This window comes from Pseudomonas sp. S11P7 (genome assembly GCF_023195435.1).
In the GTDB taxonomy this organism is placed as follows: Bacteria; Pseudomonadota; Gammaproteobacteria; order Pseudomonadales; family Pseudomonadaceae; genus Aquipseudomonas; species Aquipseudomonas fluorescens_G.
The window spans coordinates 3,116,272-3,136,786 of sequence record NZ_JALPKS020000002.1 but is presented as its reverse complement, the minus strand read 5'-3'; the positions used below and the strand labels follow the sequence as shown (position 1 = coordinate 3,136,786).

The following is a 20,515-nucleotide window of genomic DNA, read 5'->3' as shown; positions in this document are numbered from 1 at the left end:
CAAATCAATGGCTCAGAGGTCGCGGACCATGAGCCATTGCTCGTTTCCCCAGGCTTGAAAGTTTTCCAGTACTTGCCAGCCTCGTTTGGCGTAGTAATCCCGCTGGGTTTGCGTATGCAGGTACAAACGTGGCCAGCCGCGATCCTTCGCCTCCTGGCAAACCCCTTCAATCAAGCGCTCCGCCAACCCCTGGCCGCGGGCGTCAGGGCTGACGAACACGCAGGCCAGCCAAGGTTCGAGGTCGGGCCGCAGGGCAAGGTCGGCGCGAGCCAGTGCGGCGCCACCGATCAACTGCTCATCGTCGAGGGCAACGAGGCAAGGCCAGTCACCATTGCTTTGCCCTGCAGCGAATTCGCGTTGCCAATCGGCGAGCGGCTGGTGAGCGTATTCGTAGGAGAACTGGCTGTGAATCCATTCGGCATAGCGGTCGCTGTGGTGCAGATGATCGGCTAGCCAGACGAGGTGCGCAGACATCGGTCGAGTCCTTTCCTGAATTGGACGTGCATCAAAAACCAATCTTGCTTCGCAGGCAATCGTCGAGGTGTTTCAAGTGCTTGACAGATTGCCACCATTCATCGGCAAAGCCCGGTTTTCATGGGTTGACGGACGATCGGCAGGGACGCCGATCCGCCGTAGCGCGATAGTGGCAAAGCAGGGCGAGACCCGGCGACCTGCGCTTTTGGCCACATAACAAGAATGCGAGGTTGTCATGCCCAAATTCGTGATTGAACGCGAGATACCTGGTGCCGGTGAACTGTCGCCAACCGAACTCAAGGCCGTGTCGCAAACGTCGTGTCAGGCGTTGCGTGACCTCGGTCCGCAAGTCCAGTGGCTGCACAGCTATGTGACTGCCGACAAAATCTATTGCGTGTACATCGCACCTGACGAGGAACAGGTGCGCGAACATGCCCGGCTGGGTGGTTTTCCGGCCAACAGTGTCGCGCGGGTGGAGCGGATCATCGATCCGACTACCGCCGAATGACCACGCTTTCACTGTTCAGCGGAGTTCGACGTCATGAGTACCCCGATTGATCTGACTGCCCTCAAGGAACGCCAGAAAGTGGCATGGGCCAGTGGCGATTACGCCTTGATCGGCACCACGTTGCAAATCGTCGGTGAGAACCTCGCCGAGGCCTGCGATTTGCGTTGCGATGAGCAGGTGCTGGACGTCGCTGCCGGCAATGGCAATGCCACGCTGGCGGCGGCGCGGCGTGGGTGTCTGGTGACGTCGACCGATTACGTTGCGGCATTGCTGGAACGTGGGCAGGATCGGGCCCGGGCCGAGCATCTGGATGTGACCTTTCAAGTGGCTGATGCCGAGGCGTTGCCGTTCGCTGATGAAAGTTACGACGCGGTGTTGTCGACCTTCGGCGTGATGTTTGCGCCGGATCAGGCCCAGGCGGCGGCGGAGTTGGGCAGGGTCTGTCGGCGTGGCGGGCGGATTGGTCTGGCCAACTGGACGCCCGGTGGTTTCGTGGGGCAGATGTTCAAGGTGCTCGGCCGGCATCTGCCACCGCCGGCCGGTGCGCAACCGCCGTCAAACTGGGGCACGGAGGCGTGGTTGCATACGCATTTTGCTGATCAGGATTTTGTAATTGAGGTGACGCGCCGGCATTTCAATTTTCGTTATCGATCGGCGGCGCATTTCATTGATATTTTTCGTCATTGGTATGGGCCGGTGCACAAGGCTTTTGCGGTGTTGCCGGCGGAGGGCGCGGAGGCGCTGGAGGCGGATCTGACGGAGTTGCTTGAGCGGTTGAATCGGGCGGGGAGGGATCGTTGGTGGTGCCGAGTGAGTATCTTGAGGTGGTGATTGGCAAGCGTTGATTTTTTTCTGGTTTGATTGGGGGCATATCCGTTGCTGCGGTAACGGCTGCTTATGGTTTCGCCCTTACGGCGAGTCCCTTTTTCAGACGCCAAAAAGGAACCAAAAGGCTTGCTCCTACGTACGGCCCTCGCAAGCTCGGGTCCCTTCGCTGCGGGATCGATCCGGGCGCAGCGGCTACGGTTTGCTTCGCTGCACCTCCTTCCGCTGTGTACGACTGCGTCGTACGGTCGCTGCGCTCCCACGCCCGGATCAATCCCTCCGCTCAGCCTTCCGATGTCGCCGGTGACGCAAGATCAAGATCAAGATCAAGATCAAGAGCACTCGAGCTAACGCTCATTGTTGAGTGGTTAGAAGCGGGTGGTTGGCTGGGGATTGGTGGTGTGGCTGCCCCTCACCCCAGCCCTCTCCCGAGGGAGAGGGAGCCGATTTTTGGGCCGTTCAAAATCTGCATTCGACTCGGTATTTCACGTTGGCGTATCTCTACCAAACCACTCGGTCAGTTCCCTCTCCCTCCGGGAGAGGGCTAGGGTGAGGGGCTTTTGATCTTCAACGTCGCAAAACAGGGGAGCTGACACTCGGCTTGATGGTTGTACTCGCCCCCTGTGGGAGCTTGCCTGCAAGCGATGCCAGCCTCACACCCGACCAATTTCCAATCAATGCCACCTATTTCACCTGCCCCCGATCAAACCACTCCAGCGCCGTGCGCCAGATGCAGATACCCAGAAAATAAGCCGACATGAGCAGCCACACACCCATGACCATCGGGTTGATCTGCGGATGGTTAAGCACCAGGGAAAGGCTGCACAGCAGCCAAATCGCAGTGACGGCGATGTTGATCGGCATGAACCGGCGTACGCGGAAGGGGTGGAGGAATTTCATCCGGGTGACGGTTAGCAGCGCCAGGCCGATCACGGTGAGGAAGGTGATCCACGGTCCCGGGCCGATGATGTACAGGCACAGCGCGACCACGTTCCAGGCCGCCGGGAAGCCGACAAAGTAGTTGTCTTTGCTTTTCATGTTGACGTTGCAGAAGCAGAACAGCGATGACACCAGAATCAGCGATACCGTCAGCAGCAAGGTGTAGTCGGGCAAGGGGATGTAGCGATAGATGAACAGCGCCGGGATGAAGACGTACGTCAGGTAATCAATCACCAGGTCGAGGATCGAGCCGTCGAAGCTCGGTAGCACCGATTGCACGTTGACCTTGCGCGCCAGTGCGCCGTCGAGGCCGTCGACGATCAGCGCCACGCCCAGCCACATCAGGCAGTGGGTGGGCTGGTTTTCCAGCAGGGCGAGGGTCGCCAGAAATGCGGTGACCACGCCAGTCGCGGTAAAACCATGGGCGCCCCATGCTTTGAGCCTGGCGATGTGTATGGTCGATATCACGGGAGCGTTCTCCAGAAAGTGCAGCTGGCCGGGTGTCACCCTTGCAAGGGCGCCGGCGAACCGGGTCGGGGTTGCAGCTATCGACCGGTTTGGCCGGGATAAGGTTCACGCACCATCAATCTTAGCCGGGCGATGAAAAAATTCCTCGACCGGCGTGGCCAGACGTCGAGTGTCAGCCAAACGGTGCTGGCGCTGCGGCTGGTGGGGGCTATCGTTGCCTGACGCAGTCACGGCCAATGCTTGAGGATGACGTCATGAACACCAGCGATTTGCTCGAACAACTGTTGCGGGGCCAGGCCTCGGGGCGGCAGTCCACGGGGGCGTCTGCCGGAGAGGGTCTGGGTGGGCTCGGTGGTTTGCTTGGCGGGCTGTTGGGCGGCGGTCAGGCCGGTGGCGGTGGAGCGGCGGCATCCGGCGGGCTCGGCGGGTTGGGTGGATTGCTCGGAGGCTTGCTTGGCGGTGGCGGTGGCGGATTGGGCGGTGCTTTGGGCGGGGCGCTGGGGGGCGGCAGTCGCAGTCGTTCCGGCGGTACGAACTACGCGGCGCTGGCATCGCTGGGAATGATGGCCTTTCAGGCTTATCAGGCCTGGCAACGCAGCCAGGCCAGCGCGGCGCCGCAGCAGATTCCGCAGACGGCCGATCTGCTCGCTGGCCCGCAAATCGAAGAGCACAGCCACGCGGTGTTGCGTGCGTTGATTGCGGCGGCCAAGGCTGACGGTGAAATTGATCCTCGTGAGCAGCAGATGATTGAAGAGCAGATCGGCAAATGCACAGATGATCGACAATTGCAGCAATGGTTCGCTGATGAAATCTCGAAACCACTGGATGTGTACGAAGTCGCACAGGCGGCGAAGGGAGATGAAGCGGTTGCCGCAGAAATGTACTTGCTCAGCGTAATCCTTGTAGACGACCAACAAAACGCCGAGCGCAGCTACCTCGACGAACTCGCCGCCGCCCTCAACATCGACCCCGATCTGCAAGTGCATCTGGAAGCACAGGCCAAAGGTCAGGCCTGAGCAAAAAGCCAAAACCCGCCGACAATCAAAGCCCTTGGCGCTCCATCCGTCCGGGGCTTTTTCAGCTCGATTGAATTTTTCTCACGGCGCATCGCTCTTCTGCATAACAGAGCCAGTCTGCAATCGGTGCGCCCATGAACAGGAATCTCGACGACTACAACCGCATGCGCGATTTTTCCGCGACTTCGGAACCGGCCGCGGTAAAACGCTCCGGCCGTAAAACCGCCAAGGATCACGCCTTGCAGTTCTGCATACAGAAGCACGACGCTTCGCACCTGCACTACGATTTTCGCCTCGAACTCGACGGCGCCCTCAAGAGCTGGGCGGTGCCGAAAGGGCCGTCGCTGGATCCCAAGGTCAAGCGCCTGGCGGTGCACGTCGAAGATCACCCGTTGGATTACGCGACGTTCGAGGGCAGCATTCCCGAGGGGCATTACGGCGCAGGCGACGTGATCGTCTGGGATCGCGGCGTGTGGATCCCCCTCGACGATCCGCAAAAGGCCTACGCCAAGGGCCGGCTCAAATTCGAATTGCAGGGCGAGAAGCTTGGCGGTATATGGAATCTGGTGCGCACGCACATGCCGGGCAAAAAAGAGCAGTGGTTTCTGATCAAGCATCAGGACAACGCCGCGCGCCCGCAGGATGATTACGACGTTTTGGTTGCCGAACCGGACAGCGTGTTGAGTGAGCGCACGATCGTCGCCAGCCCTAAGAAAACCGCTGAACAAGCCAAACCGCTTAAAAAGGCCCCGGCGAAACCGCGCAAACAGGCGAGCGGCAAGCTCACTGGCGCACACAAGGCCAAGCTGCCGGCGCAACTCAAACCCGAGCTGGCGACGCTGGTCGACAGCGCGCCCGAGGGGCAGTGGAGTTACGAAATCAAGTTCGATGGCTACCGGATCATGGCGCGCATCGAGGGTGATCAGGTGCAACTGTTCACCCGTAACGGCCATGACTGGACGCACAAACTGCCGCAACAAGCCGAAGCGCTGGCTGCGTTAGGCCTGGAGTCGGCATGGCTCGACGGCGAAATGATCGTCGCCAACGAGCAGGGCGTGCCGGATTTTCAGGCGTTGCAAAACGCTTTTGAAGTCGGGCGCAGCGGCAACATCGTTTATTACCTGTTCGATTTGCCCTATCTCAACGGCGTCGATCTGCGCGAAGTCGCGGTCGAGGAACGGCGTGCCGCGTTGGCGACCATTCTCGGTTCGCAGAAAAGCCAATTGCTGCGCTTTTCCGAAGCTTTCGAAGAGACCCCGGACGCGCTGCTCAACAGTGCCTGCCAGATGCAAATGGAAGGCTTGATCGGCAAGCGCCTCGGCTCGCCTTACGTGTCTCGGCGCAGCAGCGACTGGATCAAGCTCAAATGCAAACACCGCCAGGAATTCGTGATCGTCGGTTACACCGATCCGAAAGGCGCCCGCAGTGCTTTCGGCGCCTTGCTGCTCGGCTTGCATGATCGCGACAGCGGTGAGTTGCGCTACGCCGGCAAGGTGGGCACCGGGTTCAACGAAACCACGCTGAAAAGCATTTTGGCGCAACTCAAACCGTTACAGGCCAAAAGCGCGGCGGTGGTCAATCCGCCCAGCGGCTTTGAGGCCAAAGGTGTGCATTGGCTCAAGCCGAAACTGCTGGCAGAAGTGGCGTTCGCCGAAATGACCAAGGACGGCTCGGTGCGCCACGCCGTGTTCCATGGCCTGCGCAACGACAAACCGGCCAAAGCCATCACCGAGGAGCGAGCGAAGCCTGTGAAGACTGTCGAAAGCAAAACTGCCGAGAAGAAGCCGGCGAAGAAGACTGCTGCCAGCAAGGCTCCGAGCAAGGCTGCGAGCAAAAAAACGGCGGCGAGCAAAACCGAAAGCGCGCCGTCGCAAGCGAACCTGGCCAACGGCAAAGTGCGTATCACCCACCCGGACCGGGTGATCGACGCGGTCAGCGGCACCACGAAAATGCAGCTCGCCGAGTATTACGCCAGCGTCGCCGAATACATTCTGCCGCACCTCAAGGATCGCCCGGTGGCACTGGTCCGCGCCCCGGACGGGATCGCCGGCGAACTGTTCTTCCAGAAAAACGCCGAGCGCCTGGCAATCCCCGGCATCAGTACGCTCGACAAGGACGTCACCGGGCAGCCGGTGATGATGATCAACAGTGCCGAAGCGCTGATTGGCGCGGTGCAGATGAGCACGGTCGAATTGCACACCTGGAACGCCACCCAAACCGATCTGGACAAGCCCGACCGCTTCGTCCTCGACCTCGACCCGGACCCGGCGTTGCCCTGGAAAAGCATGGTCGAAGCCACGGCGCTGACGTTGACCGTGCTTGATGAACTGGGGCTCAAGGCATTCCTGAAAACCAGCGGTGGCAAAGGGATTCACCTTGTCGTGCCGCTGACTCGCAAGCACGGCTGGGACGAGGTCAAGGATTTCAGCCACGCCATCGTCAGCCATATGGCCAAGCTGTTGCCGGACCGTTTTTCAGCGGTGTCCGGACCGAAAAACCGCGTCGGCAAGATCTTTATCGATTACCTGCGCAACGGTCTGGGCGCCACCACCATTTGCACCTATGCGGCGCGCGCGCGTGAAGGCATGCCGGTGTCCGTGCCGGTTTTCCGCGAGGAAGTGGCGGAGATCAAAGGTGGCAATCACTGGAATATTCATAACGTCCACGAGCGCCTGGCCGAGGTCGGTGAAGAGCCGTGGGTGCAGATGAAGAAAACCCGTCAGACCATCACCGCGCAGATGCGCAAACGCGTCGGCATGAAAAAGTGATCAGGCGTCGCGGAGCAAGTCGTGGGCGTTGAGCAGTTCGAAGGCGATCGCCGGGTTGTTGTTCAGGCCTCGGCGAATCGCCGTCGGAATGGCTTTGCGGGTTTTGCGGCATAGCCCCGGCAGATCGTCGATTTCGATGTCGATGCCGAGCATGGTCCGGACCTCGTGAAAGCCGGGGGAGACTTCAACGCGGACACCCAACTGCTCATACATGCGTTTTTGCAGGTGGCGCAGATCGTTGAGATCCTTGAGTTGCTCAAGGCGCGCCAGCAGGACTTTCTCTTCGTTGCGGGTCAGGCGCAGGATGCGCAAATCCGCGCCGGGCGTGTCCAGCAACGGGTCGCGCCCGCAAACGCAGGCGCCGGGTGGGCAAGGGGAGCGCAAGGGCGCGGTGGTCGTCATGGCCTCCATCATAGAGGCCGTCGGACCGTTTTGCCTATGTGCGTGAGGCAGCCGTCCATCGGCCGCCGTCTTCCTGAAAACTAAGGTTTCAGGCCTTCGTAATGCACCAGGATCGCGTTGGCGAGGTCTTCATCGCTGGCGTTGAGGCCTGGGTTGTCCTGGCGCACCTGTTGCAGCACCGATTCAAGATAAACCCCACGGATGGCCCCGCCACTGGCGACGAATGCAGACACGTCGTCACGGGCTGGAATGACCATCTTGTCATCCTTGAAGGTCGAGTACAGCGACGCGGAAACACCGGCCGAGGTGGCGACATCGCCCGCATCGACACGGGCCAGCGCCGAACCGACCGGCAGGCAAAGGAGTAGAGATGAAACGAGCACTAACTTGCGCATGACGGTGTTCCTCCGAAGGCGCGAAGCAAAAGGGAAGGGACTACATAACGTCAGAGATGATCGGCGCGCGGGAGTTCCGTGAGCGGCGAAAACCCAGCGGCAAGGAACCGGGGAAAACGGCGAAAGGTCTACCGCTTGCCCGTATTGTTTGAGAGTCGATTTGATGCTCGTCAGAGTCAGCGACAACGTTGCCCGCCCGGCAGACACGCGAATCGAAGCCGCCTTGTTCGGCGGGTTCATCCTGCTGGCCATCGCCCTCGGCATAGCCCCGCGAAGTCGCGTCGACTGGCTGCTGGAAAATGTGCTGGCCGTGGCGCTGGTGTTGACCCTGGTACTGGCGTATCGGCGGTTTCGCTTGTCGTCCTGGTCGCTGGTGATGATCTTCGCCTTTTTGTGCATCCATGAAGTCGGCTCGCATTACACCTATTCGCGGGTGCCTTACGATCAATGGAGCACGCTGCTGACCGGCGTCAGCGTCAACAAGGTTCTGGGCCTGGAACGCAATCACTATGATCGGCTGGTGCACCTGAGCTACGGATTACTGTTGGTCTGGCCGATGCGCGAAGTGCTGCTGCGCCTGACCCCGTTGCGCGGCGGCTGGCTGGTGCTGATGACCTTGAATGTGGTGCTGGCGACCTCGGCGTTGTACGAATTGATCGAGTGGGTCGGCGGCGCTTATCTGGGCGATGACACTGGACAGGCGTTCGTCGGCGCGCAGAACGATCCCTGGGACTCGCAGAAGGACATGGCCCTGGCGCTGGTCGGCGCCGGGCTGTCCTTGCTGATATTGGCAGGCGGGCGTCGAGCGCCGCGTTGAGCCGTCAGATCACTCCGCAGGCCATGCGATCGCCGCCACCGCCCAGTGGCTTGGGCATGTCGGCGTGGTTGTCGCCGCCGGCGTGAATCATCAGGGCGTGGCCCTTGATCTCGGAGATTTTCTTCAGACGCGGGGCCAGCACCGGATAATTGGCGACACCGTCAGCCGTCACATACACCGCCGGCAGATCACCCAGGTGTCCGTCGGCGTAGGGACCAAGGTGCTTGCCGGTTTTCGCCGGATCGAAATGACCGCCAGCTGCCAATGCCGCGCCTTTCACCCCATCCTTCATGCCCGCTTCGCAGCTGCCGTTTTCATGCACGTGAAAACCGTGAATGCCGGCCGGCAGGGATTTCAGCTCGGGCGAAAACAGCAGCCCATAAGGCGTCTCGCTGACAGTGACCGAGCCGATCGCCTGCGGCGCTCCGTCGGCGCTGACCAGATTGATTGCGACTTTTTCCGTTGCTGCCTGTGCGGTGCCCAACGTTAGGGTACCGAGCAGGCCAAACCACAGTGCGCGTTTCATAAGCATTTCCTTCAGCTGCATGAATGTTCGAAGCGATGGAGTCATAGCCTGCCAGCGTTAGCCGGCGATTAAAGACGCATCCATCGGCGCTGCAGCGTGTGACTGGCCGCTCGATCGAAAAGTTTTGCCGGATTCAAGTCGCGGCTGACATCAGCCGATACGCTCTGTGTCGGCAGTTCCATGCAAATAGGCTTAACTGAAATCCGACAAGCGCAATCCAGCGTGCCCACGGGAGATTCCACGGTGTCGATCAAACTGCGTTTGGTGTTGCTGATTGCGACCAGCCTGCTGACGGCGCTGATCGTGAGTCTGGTCAGTTATGTCGGCAATCTGCGGATGGCCACGGCGGTCAGCGAAAACACGGTAAGCATGAGCGCGCTGCGCAACCACATGGAAGCCGATATGATGCACGACGCCCTGCGCGCCGATGTCTATTCGGCGATGTTGGTGGGGCTGGGCAAAAGCACCGGTACGGCGACCGAAGTGCGTGATTCGCTGGCCGAGCACGCCGGGCATTTTCGTGAAGTGCTGGATGACAATCTGAAACTGCCCATCAACCCGCCGCTGCGCACGGCGCTGGAGCAGATCAAGCCGAGCCTCGACACCTACATCAAATCCGCTGAGCAGATTGTCGGCGTGGCGCTGGACAACCCGGAAGCCGCCCAGCAACAACTCGGCGGCTTCAGTGCAGCGTTCAGCCAGCTTGAAGAGCAAATGGCGACGCTTAGCGAGTTGATCGAAAGCAACACCCGGCAAACCAGCGAGGGCACCGAAGCCGCCATTGGCAATGCCAACCTCGCCCTCGGCGTCGTGCTGATCGCCAGTCTTTTATTGCTGTTGGTTCAAGGCCGCTGGGTCATCCGGAGCATCACCGGGCCGTTGCAAACCGCCAGTCGCATCGCCGAAAGCATCGCCCATGGCAACCTCAGCGAGCCAATTGCCGAGCCCTCTGGCAATGACGAGGCCAGCGTGTTGATACGCACCTTGGCGACCATGCAGCGCGACCTGCGCAACATGATCGATGTGGTGCGGCGCAACGCTCACGGGGTCAGCGGCATGAGCGAACAGCTCAGCCAGGGTTGCCATCAGGTCGCTGACAGCAGCCAGCAGCAAAGCGTCGCCGCCGGCACCATGGCCGCAGCCGCGAGCCAGATGACCGCCAGCATCGAAGAAATCACTCGCCACGCCGAGCGCGCGCTGAGCATGGCCAATCAGGCCGAGACCCTGGCGAAGGAGGGCGGCGGGGTGATCCACCAGGTGGTCAGCGATATGGATGACATTGCCCGCTCGGCGCAACAGTCGGCGCAGGTCATCCGCACGCTGGATCAGGAATCGGAAGCCATCTTCAACATCATCCAGGTGATCAAGAGCATCGCCGACCAGACCAACCTGCTGGCGCTCAACGCCGCGATCGAAGCGGCCCGGGCTGGCGAACAGGGGCGCGGGTTTGCCGTGGTCGCAGACGAGGTACGCAGTCTGGCGGCGCGCACCAGTGCCTCGACCCAGGAAATCGCCGCGATGGTTGCGCGCATCCAGAACAGCACGCGTGAAGCGGTCAGCAGCATGGAGGCCGGGGTGGCGCAGGTCGACAAAGGCATGGCGGTAACGGCGGAGGTCGAACGGGCGATCCGTGAAATCCTCGACGCAACCTTGAGCACCACGCAATTGGTGAATGACATCACCCGCACGATTGGCGAGCAGAGCCAGGCTAGTAATGAAATCGCCCATCAGGTGGAAATGATTGCCGGAATGTCGGAAGGCAACAGCCGGGTGATCGGCCAGACCGCGACGACCACGGACGAGTTGTCGAGCCTGGCGGGGCAGTTGGCGCAGTCGGTGGATCGGTTTCGCCTTTGAGCGTCAGGCGAGTCAGGCGTTTTTGGAGTGCCTGACCCGCCGCCTTCGCGAGCAGGCTCGCTCCCACATTTGAAATGCAATTCCCCTGTGGGAGCGAGCCTGCTCGCGAAGAGGCCAGCCCGATCAACAAAAATCAGGCTGGATAATCACGATCAGAACTTGAACGCCTGCCGCCCAATCAGCAACCACTTGCCCTGCTGCTTCTGCCATATCTGGAAGTTTTCGATCTCGGTCGGCACCACCTCAGTGCCCTTCAACGCCTGCGCCGAAAAATGGTTGCGCACCAGCGCGGTATCGCCGGACATTGTGATCGTCTGCTTTTGCATTTCCAGGGTCTTGAACGCGCTTCGGCCGGTTTCGATGTCGGCGATGAATTCTTTCTTGTCCTGAATCTTGCCGCTGGAATGGCCGTAGGTCAGGTTGGGCGCGGTGAGGGCGTTCAGTTCGGCGATATCCTTGTGCAGCATCGCCTGTGTCAGATGATCCACGGCCTGGGCGACGTCCTTTTCCGCCGCGGCAGGCGCGGCCATGGCGTAACCATTGAAGGCGCAGAGAAAGCCGATCAGAAGTCGGGTCTTGGTCATTTGCGGTAGTTCCTTGTTGTTATGGGGTTATGACTGGTTCGTCAGTCATCGTACAACGTAGCAGATTATCCGGCGGTCAGGCAGTAGTTTGCGGCGCTTCGTCTTCCGGCAATAAGCCGGGTGTCAGCAGTCATGTTCCGCCGCTTCCGGCCGATAAACCGCTCGTAGCGCAAAACGACTTTGAAGTCGGGAACAGACGCGCGGGTTTGCCCTGACGTGATATTCTGCGCGCCAACTTGGTTTGACCTTATTCAGTCAGCGTGCTCGTGGGTGCGCTGGCAGGATCCCTGTCGCTCAAGTAGCTGAAGCCAATAATGATAAGAAGTCAGTTCAGAAGGGACATCAACTGAGGTCGATGCGGCATGTCGGCCTTGTGTGCCCACCCGTCAAAATTGAAGTGTGCCGGAATCTGCGACGCCAGCCTGAGCGTCACCCAAGCGGATCGCATGCTGATAACAGAGGCGGGCGGAAGGCGTTTTATCATAGGTGCAACAGATGTTTAAGAAAGTGAACACAGCCTTGCTGGGTCTGGCTTTGGCAATGGGGATGACATCCGCCAACGCTGACGAAGCAAAGAAAGTCGACGTCCTGCTGATCGGCGGCGGCATCATGAGCACCACCCTGGGTGTGTGGATCAATGAGCTGGAGCCGAGCTGGTCGATGGAAATGGTCGAGCGCCTCGATGGCGTCGCCCAGGAAAGCTCCAACGGCTGGAACAACGCCGGTACCGGTCACTCGGCACTCGCCGAGCTGAACTACACCCCGGAAGACGACAAAGGCAACGTAACGATCCCGAAAGCCGTCGAGATCAACGAAGCGTTCCAGGTGTCCCGTCAGTTCTGGGCGTGGCAGGTTCAGCAGGGCGTTCTGAAGAACCCTCGTTCGTTCATCAACACCACACCGCACATGAGCTTCGTGTGGGGCGATGACAACATCAAGTTCCTGAAAAAGCGCTACGAAGCCCTGCAGGCGAGCCCGCTGTTCGCCGGCATGCAGTACTCCGAAGACCCGGCCGTGATCAAGAAGTGGGTCCCGCTGATGATGGAAGGGCGTGACCCGAACCAGAAAATCGCGGCCACCTGGAGCCCGCTGGGTACCGACATGAACTTCGGCGAAATCACCCGCCAGTTCGCCGCGCACCTGCAGACCAAGCCTAACTTCGATCTGAAACTGTCGAGCGAAGTCGAGGACATCACCAAGAACGCCGATGGCACCTGGCGCGTCAGCTACAAAAACCTCAAAGACGGCACCAAAACCGAAACCGACGCCAAGTTCGTCTTCATCGGCGCTGGCGGCGGTGCCCTGCACCTGCTGCAGAAGTCGGGCATTCCTGAAGCCAAGGAATACGGTGGCTTCCCGGTGGGTGGTTCGTTCCTCGTGACCGAAAACCCGACCATTGCTGAACAGCACCTGGCCAAGGCTTACGGTAAAGCTTCGGTGGGCTCGCCGCCGATGTCGGTTCCGCACCTGGACACCCGTGTCCTGGACGGCAAGCGCGTGATCCTGTTTGGCCCATTCGCGACCTTCAGCACCAAGTTCCTCAAGGAAGGTTCGTACCTGGACCTGCTGACCAGCACCACCACACACAACATCTGGCCTATGACCAAGGTCGGCATCAAGGAATACCCGCTGGTCGAGTACCTGGCTGGCCAACTGATGCTGTCGGATGAAGACCGCATGAACGCGCTGAAGGAATACTTCCCGAACGCCAAAGCCGAAGACTGGCGCCTGTGGCAAGCCGGCCAGCGTGTGCAGATCATCAAGCGTGATGAAGCTGCAGGCGGCGTGCTGAAACTGGGCACCGAAATCGTTGCTGCTCAGGACGGCTCCATCGCCGGCCTGCTGGGCGCATCGCCAGGCGCGTCGACCGCTGCACCGATCATGCTGAGCGTGCTGCAGAAAGTCTTCAAAGACAAAGTTGCTACCCCTGAATGGCAAGCCAAGCTGCACCAGATCGTTCCAAGCTACGGCACTCAGCTGAACAGCGATCCGGCCAAAGTGGCCGCGGAATGGGCTTACACCGCCAAGATCCTCGAACTGCCGACGCCTCCGGTGATCGGTCAGGCCGCTGCTCCGGCAGCCGGCGCTGCGGCTGAAAAAGCCCCGGCTCTGAAGGACAACGCTGCACGCGACATGGCGCTCTAAAACACACGCCTGACGCACAAAGCCCACTGCACCGGTGACGGTCAGTGGGCTTTTTTGTGCCTGCGCTTCAAGCCTTGGCTTTGGCCAGATACGCCCCCAGCCGCTGGCCCATCTCTGCACCCAGCGCCTGCAAGCCACTCAGCGGCCGCACCATCACTTCGAACTCGACGATCTTGCCGTGCTCGTCGAAGCGAATCATGTCGATGCCTTTGAGTTCTTTCGTGCCGACCCTGGCGCTGAATTCCAGAATCACGCTGAGCCCGTCGGCACTGGCCAGCTCGCGGTGATATTGAAAGTCCTCGAAAACCTCGAACACCGTATTGAGGATCATCGACACCACCGGCGCGCCGGGATAGGGCGTGTGGGCCATCGGCGAACGAAACACGGCCTGGGCGCCAAGCAACTCGGGCAGCGCGCGCAGGTTGCCGGTGCGGATCATCTCGTGCCAGCGCTGCAGGGATTGGGCGACGGGGGCTTGCAGGGACAGCTCGGTCATGGGGGCTCCGGTTTTTATTGTTGGTCTTCAATGGCACTGACTGTAGATCAACCACGCGGCAAGAACATCCTGATGTGCCGTGCTGAATACCGAACCATCGCCCATGCAGATCAGATGTGCATCTGATCCGTATTTTTTCACTTGATCTGACGCTGTAACCGGTTCAGCCAAGCGCTCACAATGCCCCGGCAGTGCGGGCACCTGCGACATGCCTTCATCCCGAAGCGTCCAGTGCACCGCAAACCCGGCATTGAGGAGAGCAAGATGAATAAGATGGCGATTTTCCTGGGTGGCTTCCTGACACTGACCATTCTGATCGGTTTGCTGGCGACGATTTCTCCGGTCTGACGCGCCCGCAGTTTTTTCGAACTCCGCCATGTTCGCGCTTTCAGTTGCAGTACAGGGCCATGCCAGCGGCCCCACGGACTGTAAAGAAGGAGCGAGACATGCGTTGCACAACCCCGCACGGACGATGGCTATCGATGGGCATGCTGCTGACGGCACTGACCGGCTGCGCGATGAGCAACACCGAGTCGCCGGTGCAGACACCCGGCAAGGCCAAGGCCTCCGATACCGAATTACTTGAAACCGGCGCGCAGTGGCTGCAAGACAAGCCGCCGATTCGCGCCTTGAACCTGTACCTCGACGGCTTCCACTTCTACAACGGGCACCCCGATGTGCAAATGGAGGCGCACCACTATTGTTCGGTGCTCAACGAAGAAGTTTTTCAATGCGTGATTTATGACGGCAACAGCGCTGACGCGAAGTTGATGGGCGTCGAATACATCATCAGCAAACGCCTGTTCGCGCAACTCCCGGCCAAGGAAAAAGCCCTTTGGCATAGCCATGCGCACGAAGTCACGTCCGGCCAACTGGTCGCTCCGGGTATCGCGCAAGTCGCCGAAACCCGGCTGATGGAAAAACTCGCCAACACCTACGGCAAGACCTGGCACACCTGGCATACCGATCAGGACAAACAACTGCCGCTTGGCGTACCGCAATTGATGATGGGCTTCACCGCCGACGGCCAGGCCGATCCGCAGATGGTGGAGCAACGCGACAAGCGTCTGGGCGTCGACACTGCGAAAAACAAGGCCGCCCGCGCTGCGATCAAACCGGCCCCCATCGAGCAGGGCGCCGATGCCTGGCAACGGGGCAACGCGCTGCAACTTCCCGACCCGACCGGGCACACGCACCTGATGCCACGTCCCTCGACGGGCAGCGATGAGAATGCGCGGGGACGCAGCCCAAGCCGTAAGTAACCATCGGTAGATGTTGCGCTCGGTTGTCCCCACAGGGTTTGCAGGTGCACACGAGAGTTGTGTTCATCCGCAATCCCTGTAGGAGTGAGCCTGCTCGCGAAAGCGGTTGGTCAGCCACCGCCGCTGCGGCGACTTTCGGCAGCCTCAGGGCCGCCGACGTCCAGCAATCGCCTTTCCAGCAAAACACGCTCAAGCGCCTGGCGCTCCACCAGCGCCATCTGGTGCTCGCGCTTTTTCAGCTCCAGCAAAATGGGGCTGGACCAGGTGCGGTAAGTCTGTTCGATGTTGCGGCGGGACATCATCAGTCTCTCCTTGATCAAGAGCCCGGTGTTGCGGGCAGGGGCTCAATCCGATGAGGCCTTAACGTTAGACGACAAAATGAGCGGACGCCTGTTTTCTGTGGCGCCGGATCAATAATGCGGGCGATTGCTTACTGCCGCGCCATGTCAGATGAATCGATGCATACTCACCCACAACCTGTGCGAGCAGGCTTGCTCGCACAGGTGTTTTTCGTAGTTTTCAAGCTGCCGCACGATCCCGAGCCGCTGCGGTCGTACTCTTCACCGAGCCGCCTCACTGTGTGGAGATCCAATGAGCCAGGAAGTCCTGACCACCGAAACCAACCGTCGCCAGTTGCAGCAGATCATCGCCGGGCTGTCCGACGGGGTGATTCTGCTGGAGCTCGATCAAAGCATTCTGTGGGCCAACGAAGCAGCGCTGGCCATGCATGGCGTCAGCCGGATCGGCGAGCTGGGCACCAATGCCGAGGAATACGCCAAGCGGTTCAGCCTGCGCTATCGCAACAATCACACGTTGCCCCCGGAGAACTATCCGATCAGCCGCGTCGCGCGCTGCGAGATGTTCAATGATGTACTGATCGAAGTCTCACCGACCGATGACCCGGAACGTATCTGGGTGCACAGCGTACGCAGCATGGTGCTAACCGACCGTTTGGGCCAGCCCGAGTCGCTGGTGCTGATCATGAGTGACGTCACCGACTGGGCCAACGCCGAGCAGCGTTTCGAAAAAACCTTCAATGCCAACCCGGCGCCGGCGGTGATCTGCCGCCTCAGCGACTTGCGCTATATCAAGGTCAATCCGGGGTTCCTCGAAATGACCGGTTACAGCCGCGAGCAGGTGATCGGCACCTCGGCGTACGAAATCGATATCTTCGAGCAGGCCGAGAAACGTGATCTGGCCATCCAGCGCCTGCGCGACGTAGCGACCATCCCTCAGATGCAGGCGGAACTGCGTCTGCCCGATGGCGGCAGCAAGCAAGTGATCGTCGCCGGGCAACCGCTGTTGCTCAACGATGAGAATTGCATGCTGTTTTCCTTCGTCGACATGGAGCCACGGCGCAAGGTCGAACTCGCCCTGCGCCAGAGCGAGGAGCGTTTCGCCAAGGCGTTCCGCCTGACCCCGGTGCCGATTCTGATCTGCACTGCCGACCAGCAAGAGATCATCGACGTCAACCAGGCCTTCCTCGACACCCTGGCCTATAAAAGCGATGACGTCCTTGGCAAAACCGTCACCCAGCTGAAGTTCATCGACGACGACGGCGAGCGCACACGGCTGCTGGCGGCGCTGGCAACAAACGGCCGGGTCGACCGGGTCGACGTGCGCGTGCGCAAGCGCGACGACGAATGGCTCGAATGCGCGGTGTCGGCCGACACGGTGAACATCCACGACACGTCCTGCTATCTGCTGGTGCTGATGGACATGACCGAGCGCAAGCGCAGCGAGCTGGAGCTGGTCGCGGCGATTGAAGAGGTGATGAAGGATGCGTCGTGGTTTAGTCGTACCCTGATTGAAAAACTGGCGAACGTGAAAAGATCAATTCGCCGCAACTGCCGAGTGCGTCGTTCACCGATCTGACCGCGCGCGAGCGCGACGTGCTGGGGCTGATTTGCGAGGGTCTGGCGGACAAGGAAATCGCCGCACGGCTGAAGCTGGCGCCCAACACCGTGCGCAATCATGTTGCCACCGTGTACTCCAAGCTCGACGTGCACAGCCGTAGCGAGGCGATCGTCTGGGCCCGCGAACGCGGATTGTTTTCCGGCGAGTGGGGCGCCAAGGGGCAGCGCTAGGGGTGCAAATGCACTAGTGATTCGGGTGCAAATTCGTGTATTGGCCGGCGACGTCTGTTCTTAGGCTGGTGGGGTGCGGTACGAGCCTTTTATTGGCACGGGACCGCGTCCCCCTCGATGCAGCCAAAGGAACAACCCAAATGATGAATCTTGCACAGTTGCGTGCGCAGCTTGAGCGCAGTTTTCCGCCGCTGGCGTGTGAGTGTTCGGTGGATGGCGATCATTCGCTGACGGTAAAGCTCTATCACAAGGATTCGGAAGAGGTGGACCTGGTGATTAGTGGTCTGAAGCTCGATGAGTTGCGGACACCGGAGTCGGTGCAGGCGCTGGTCGACGAACTGCGCTATGAACTGGAAAGTAATTTTCTGCGCTCGTCAGCAGATTCAGGCTGCTGATGTGCTTGTGTGGGAGCGAGCCTGCTCGCGAAGGCGATCCACCTTACAGCGCCTTTTCCCTCACTGACCCGAACCTCCAACGCAAAATCGACAGCTCCAACCCGTTCAAACAGCCTGCTCACTGGCACTTGCAAGGGTCTCGGCTATAAATAGTGAGTCGTCAGGTTTTCCGTGACCCATCCCGGTCGCGGAAATTTGTCTTTCTCACCGCGGACCATCCTATGAAAAATCCTGGGAATCGCGTGTTGCCGTTGGCTTTTCTGTTTGTATTGCTGGCCGGTTGTGCCAGTCCACCACCACCGCCGCCCGTGGCGCCGCCACCACCGCCGGAACGTACCTGTCAGGTCATGGAAAACACCGAGGTCGCCGGTGACATGTACATGGACGGGCAGGTTACCCGGCACATCACCACCACACGTTGCATCACTCAGTAGCAGCGGCGCACAAACCCTGCGGGAACGAGCGCGCTCTTTTCCGCAGGGCCGGCACTTGTCTGAATTATCAGATCAGGACAGGAAGCCACCGTCCACGTTCAGCGCCACACCGGTGGTATAGCTCGACGCATCGCTGGCCAGGTACAACACCGCGCCGGCCATTTCGCTTGGATCAGCCACGCGCTTGAGCGGGATCTGGGTCAGCGCCTGCTTCAGGATCGCATCGTTTTTCACCAGTGCCGAGGCGAACTTGGTGTCCGTCAGACCTGGCAGCAGGGCATTGCAGCGGATGCCGAATTGCGCGCATTCCTTGGCGAACACCTTGGTCATGTTGATCACCGCCGCTTTGGTCACCGAATAGATGCCCTGGAAAATCCCCGGCGAGATGCCGTTGATCGAGGCGACGTTGATGATGCTGCCGCCACCGTTTTCGCGCATCAGCTTGCCGGCTTCGACCGACATGAAGAAGTAGCCGCGGATGTTCACGTCGACGGTCTTCTGGAAAGCCCCCAGGTCGGTGTCCAGCACATTGCAGAACTGCGGGTTGGTCGCGGCGTTGTTGACCAGGATGTCGAGGCGGCCGAATTGCTCCTTGATCCCGGCGAACACCTGAGCAATCTGTTCCATTTCACCAATGTGGCAGGCCACGGCCGTGGCTTTGCCGCCGGCGGCGATGATCGCGTCGGCGACGTGCTGGCAGCCGTCGAGCTTGCGGCTCGAGACGATCACATGGGCACCTTGCTGGGCCAGCAGTTTGGCGATCGCTTCGCCAATGCCACGGCTGGCGCCGGAGACGAAAGCGATCTTGCCGTCGAGGTCGAACAACTGAGTCTTGGACATAAAGGTTCCTTGGTGTGGGCCGTCAGAGGCTCGATTTGGCAATGACCTGCAGGCTCATCTGCTCCAGCAGTTTGTTCATGTGAATGAACTGCGCGAAGCGTTTGTCCTGGGTCTGGCCATGGTAGAAGCGGTAGTAGATCTGCTGCACGATGCCGGCCAGACGGAACAGGCCGTAGGTGTAGTAGAAGTCGAAATTGTCGATCTGGATGCCCGAGCGCTCGGCGTAGTAATCGACGAATTCACGGCGGGTGAGCATGCCCGGTGCATGGCTCGGCTGGCGGCGCATCAGCTGCACCGGCGCCGGGTCGTCAGCCTGGATCCAGTAGGCGAGGGTGTTGCCCAGGTCCATCAGCGGATCGCCGAGGGTGGTCAGCTCCCAGTCGAGTACGCCGATGATCTGCATCGGGTTCTGCGGATCAAGGATGACGTTATCAAAGCGGTAATCGTTGTGGACGATGCTCGACGTTGGGTGGTCGGCCGGCATCTTGTCGTTGAGCCAGGCCTTGACCTGCTCCCAGTGCGGCGCGTCCGGGGTCAGGGCTTTCTCGTAGCGCTCGCTCCAGCCTTTGATCTGGCGGGCGACATAGCCTTCAGGCTTGCCAAGATCGCCCAAGCCACAGGCGTTGTAATCGACGCGGTGCAGTTCAACGAAACGATCGATGAAGCTTTTGCACAGCGCTTCGGTCTTCGCTGAGTCGAGGCCCAGTTCCGGCGGCAGTTCCGAGCGCAAAATGATGCCCTTGACCCGTTCCATCACGTAGAACTCGGCGCCGATCACCGCTTCGTCGGTGCAGTGCACATAGGCTTTCGGGCAATACGGGAAGCCGTCGCGCAATTGATTGAGGATGCGGAATTCGCGGCCCATGTCATGGGCGGATTTGGCCTTGTGGCCGAAGGGCGGACGGCGCAGGACGAATTCCTGCTCGGGGTATTCGAGCAGGTAGGTCAGGTTCGATGCACCTCCGGGAAACTGGCTGATTGCAGGAGTGCCGGTCAGGCCCGGAATGTGCGCTTTGAGGTACGGATCGATCAGGCTGGCATCGAGTTCTTCGCCGGAGCGGATACGGGTGGACTGGTCAGTAAGCGCCATGCTTATCCCTTCTGCTTATTTTGGAGGCCAGACATCATTGGCTAATCTAATGGCACGCTCGTGCACCGACAAGCGCGGGTCGGTCTTATAGGTTAGCGTGTTGCCGGATAATCACCCTTGGGAATGAGCCCTCCCTTGCGCGCGGAAGGGGGCTGCAGGCGTGGGCTCTTTGCGATGCAGAACGCGG

Annotated in this window: 20 protein-coding genes and 3 pseudogenes; 12 read left to right on the top strand and 11 right to left on the bottom strand. The window is 60.2% G+C overall.

What is annotated here, in order from left to right:
* Positions 1-12 precede the first annotated feature (12 nt).
* Positions 13-474, bottom strand: a complete 462-nt coding sequence (locus tag M0746_RS14335) for a GNAT family N-acetyltransferase (protein ID WP_258449649.1) — start codon at positions 472-474, stop codon at positions 13-15.
* Positions 475-709: 235 nt separating this feature from the next.
* On the opposite strand from M0746_RS14335, the gene M0746_RS14330 reads away from it, so the two are divergent.
* Positions 710-982, top strand: coding sequence for a DUF4242 domain-containing protein (locus tag M0746_RS14330; protein WP_208937884.1), 273 nt, complete (start codon positions 710-712; stop codon positions 980-982).
* 33 nt (positions 983-1,015) lie between these two features.
* Positions 1,016-1,827: pseudogene (locus tag M0746_RS14325) on the top strand (class I SAM-dependent methyltransferase).
* A gap of 664 nt (positions 1,828-2,491) precedes the next feature.
* Here the strand turns inward: M0746_RS14325 and pcsA are convergent.
* The gene (gene pcsA, locus M0746_RS14320; protein WP_208937882.1) at positions 2,492-3,214 is read right to left on the bottom strand and encodes a phosphatidylcholine synthase; all 723 of its coding nucleotides are present in this window, start codon (positions 3,212-3,214) and stop codon (positions 2,492-2,494) included.
* Between the two features lie 254 nt (positions 3,215-3,468).
* Here pcsA and M0746_RS14315 point away from each other — a divergent pair, with 254 nt between their 5' ends.
* Both M0746_RS14315 and ligD read left to right on the top strand, forming a co-directional pair.
* Entirely contained in the window at positions 3,469-4,230 is a 762-nt protein-coding gene (locus tag M0746_RS14315) for a tellurite resistance TerB family protein (protein WP_258449648.1), read from the top strand.
* 134 nt (positions 4,231-4,364) lie between these two features.
* Positions 4,365-6,998, top strand: coding sequence for a DNA ligase D (gene ligD, locus M0746_RS14310; RefSeq protein ID WP_258449647.1), 2,634 nt, complete (start codon positions 4,365-4,367; stop codon positions 6,996-6,998).
* On the opposite strand, the gene M0746_RS14305 is transcribed toward ligD, so the two are convergent.
* Positions 6,999-7,400, bottom strand: a complete 402-nt coding sequence (locus M0746_RS14305; RefSeq protein WP_258449646.1) for a hypothetical protein — start codon at positions 7,398-7,400, stop codon at positions 6,999-7,001.
* Between the two features lie 80 nt (positions 7,401-7,480).
* Positions 7,481-7,795, bottom strand: coding sequence for a DUF2388 domain-containing protein (locus M0746_RS14300; protein WP_090282773.1), 315 nt, complete (start codon positions 7,793-7,795; stop codon positions 7,481-7,483).
* A 163-nt stretch (positions 7,796-7,958) separates the two neighbouring features.
* Here M0746_RS14300 and M0746_RS14295 point away from each other — a divergent pair, with 163 nt between their 5' ends.
* A complete protein-coding gene (locus M0746_RS14295; protein WP_258449645.1) occupies positions 7,959-8,612 on the top strand; it encodes a DUF2238 domain-containing protein in 654 nt (217 codons plus the stop codon).
* Positions 8,613-8,616: 4 nt separating this feature from the next.
* Here the strand turns inward: M0746_RS14295 and sodC are convergent, their stop codons facing one another.
* On the bottom strand, positions 8,617-9,138 hold the full coding sequence (sodC, locus tag M0746_RS14290; protein ID WP_258449644.1) for a superoxide dismutase [Cu-Zn] SodC: 522 nt from the start codon (positions 9,136-9,138) through the stop codon (positions 8,617-8,619).
* A gap of 180 nt (positions 9,139-9,318) precedes the next feature.
* On the opposite strand from sodC, the pseudogene M0746_RS29500 reads away from it, so the two are divergent.
* Both M0746_RS29500 and M0746_RS29495 read left to right on the top strand, forming a co-directional pair.
* A pseudogene (locus M0746_RS29500) lies at positions 9,319-10,137 on the top strand (MCP four helix bundle domain-containing protein); the annotation flags it as partial.
* Positions 10,132-10,995, top strand: coding sequence for a methyl-accepting chemotaxis protein (locus M0746_RS29495; RefSeq protein ID WP_446731299.1), 864 nt, complete (start codon positions 10,132-10,134; stop codon positions 10,993-10,995). The pseudogene M0746_RS29500 and the gene M0746_RS29495, both read left to right, overlap by 6 nt.
* A 152-nt stretch (positions 10,996-11,147) precedes the next feature.
* Here M0746_RS29495 and M0746_RS14280 read toward each other — a convergent pair whose 3' ends face one another.
* Positions 11,148-11,579, bottom strand: a complete 432-nt coding sequence (locus M0746_RS14280) for a nuclear transport factor 2 family protein (RefSeq protein ID WP_258449642.1) — start codon at positions 11,577-11,579, stop codon at positions 11,148-11,150.
* A gap of 495 nt (positions 11,580-12,074) precedes the next feature.
* Here M0746_RS14280 and mqo point away from each other — a divergent pair, with 495 nt between their 5' ends.
* Positions 12,075-13,724, top strand: a complete 1,650-nt coding sequence (gene mqo, locus M0746_RS14275; RefSeq protein WP_258449641.1) for a malate dehydrogenase (quinone) — start codon at positions 12,075-12,077, stop codon at positions 13,722-13,724.
* Positions 13,725-13,791: 67 nt separating this feature from the next.
* On the opposite strand, the gene M0746_RS14270 is transcribed toward mqo, so the two are convergent.
* The gene (locus tag M0746_RS14270) at positions 13,792-14,220 is read right to left on the bottom strand and encodes a nuclear transport factor 2 family protein (protein WP_258449640.1); all 429 of its coding nucleotides are present in this window, start codon (positions 14,218-14,220) and stop codon (positions 13,792-13,794) included.
* 27 nt (positions 14,221-14,247) lie between these two features.
* Positions 14,248-14,598, bottom strand: coding sequence for a hypothetical protein (locus M0746_RS14265; RefSeq protein ID WP_258449639.1), 351 nt, complete (start codon positions 14,596-14,598; stop codon positions 14,248-14,250).
* A gap of 68 nt (positions 14,599-14,666) precedes the next feature.
* Between M0746_RS14265 and M0746_RS14260 the strand changes: the two genes are divergently transcribed.
* On the top strand, positions 14,667-15,482 hold the full coding sequence (locus M0746_RS14260; RefSeq protein ID WP_258449638.1) for an OBAP family protein: 816 nt from the start codon (positions 14,667-14,669) through the stop codon (positions 15,480-15,482).
* Positions 15,483-15,592: 110 nt separating this feature from the next.
* Here the strand turns inward: M0746_RS14260 and M0746_RS14255 are convergent, their stop codons facing one another.
* Positions 15,593-15,784: a hypothetical protein gene (locus tag M0746_RS14255; protein WP_258449637.1), complete on the bottom strand. Its 192-nt coding sequence runs from the start codon at positions 15,782-15,784 to the stop codon at positions 15,593-15,595.
* Between the two features lie 289 nt (positions 15,785-16,073).
* On the opposite strand from M0746_RS14255, the pseudogene M0746_RS14250 reads away from it, so the two are divergent.
* From M0746_RS14250 to M0746_RS14240, 3 genes and pseudogenes are all read left to right on the top strand, one after another.
* A pseudogene (locus M0746_RS14250) lies at positions 16,074-17,569 on the top strand (helix-turn-helix transcriptional regulator).
* A gap of 140 nt (positions 17,570-17,709) precedes the next feature.
* Entirely contained in the window at positions 17,710-17,964 is a 255-nt protein-coding gene (locus M0746_RS14245) for a DUF1652 domain-containing protein (RefSeq protein ID WP_208937859.1), read from the top strand.
* Between the two features lie 221 nt (positions 17,965-18,185).
* The gene (locus M0746_RS14240) at positions 18,186-18,398 is read left to right on the top strand and encodes a hypothetical protein (RefSeq protein ID WP_208937858.1); all 213 of its coding nucleotides are present in this window, start codon (positions 18,186-18,188) and stop codon (positions 18,396-18,398) included.
* A gap of 72 nt (positions 18,399-18,470) precedes the next feature.
* Here M0746_RS14240 and M0746_RS14235 read toward each other — a convergent pair whose 3' ends face one another.
* Complete coding sequence (locus M0746_RS14235) at positions 18,471-19,238, bottom strand: SDR family oxidoreductase (protein ID WP_007911074.1); 768 nt, start codon at positions 19,236-19,238, stop codon at positions 18,471-18,473.
* A 22-nt stretch (positions 19,239-19,260) separates the two neighbouring features.
* Positions 19,261-20,328 (bottom strand): phosphotransferase family protein, encoded by a 1,068-nt coding sequence (locus M0746_RS14230; RefSeq protein ID WP_258449636.1) that lies wholly within the window; start codon positions 20,326-20,328, stop codon positions 19,261-19,263.
* Positions 20,329-20,515 lie beyond the last annotated feature (187 nt).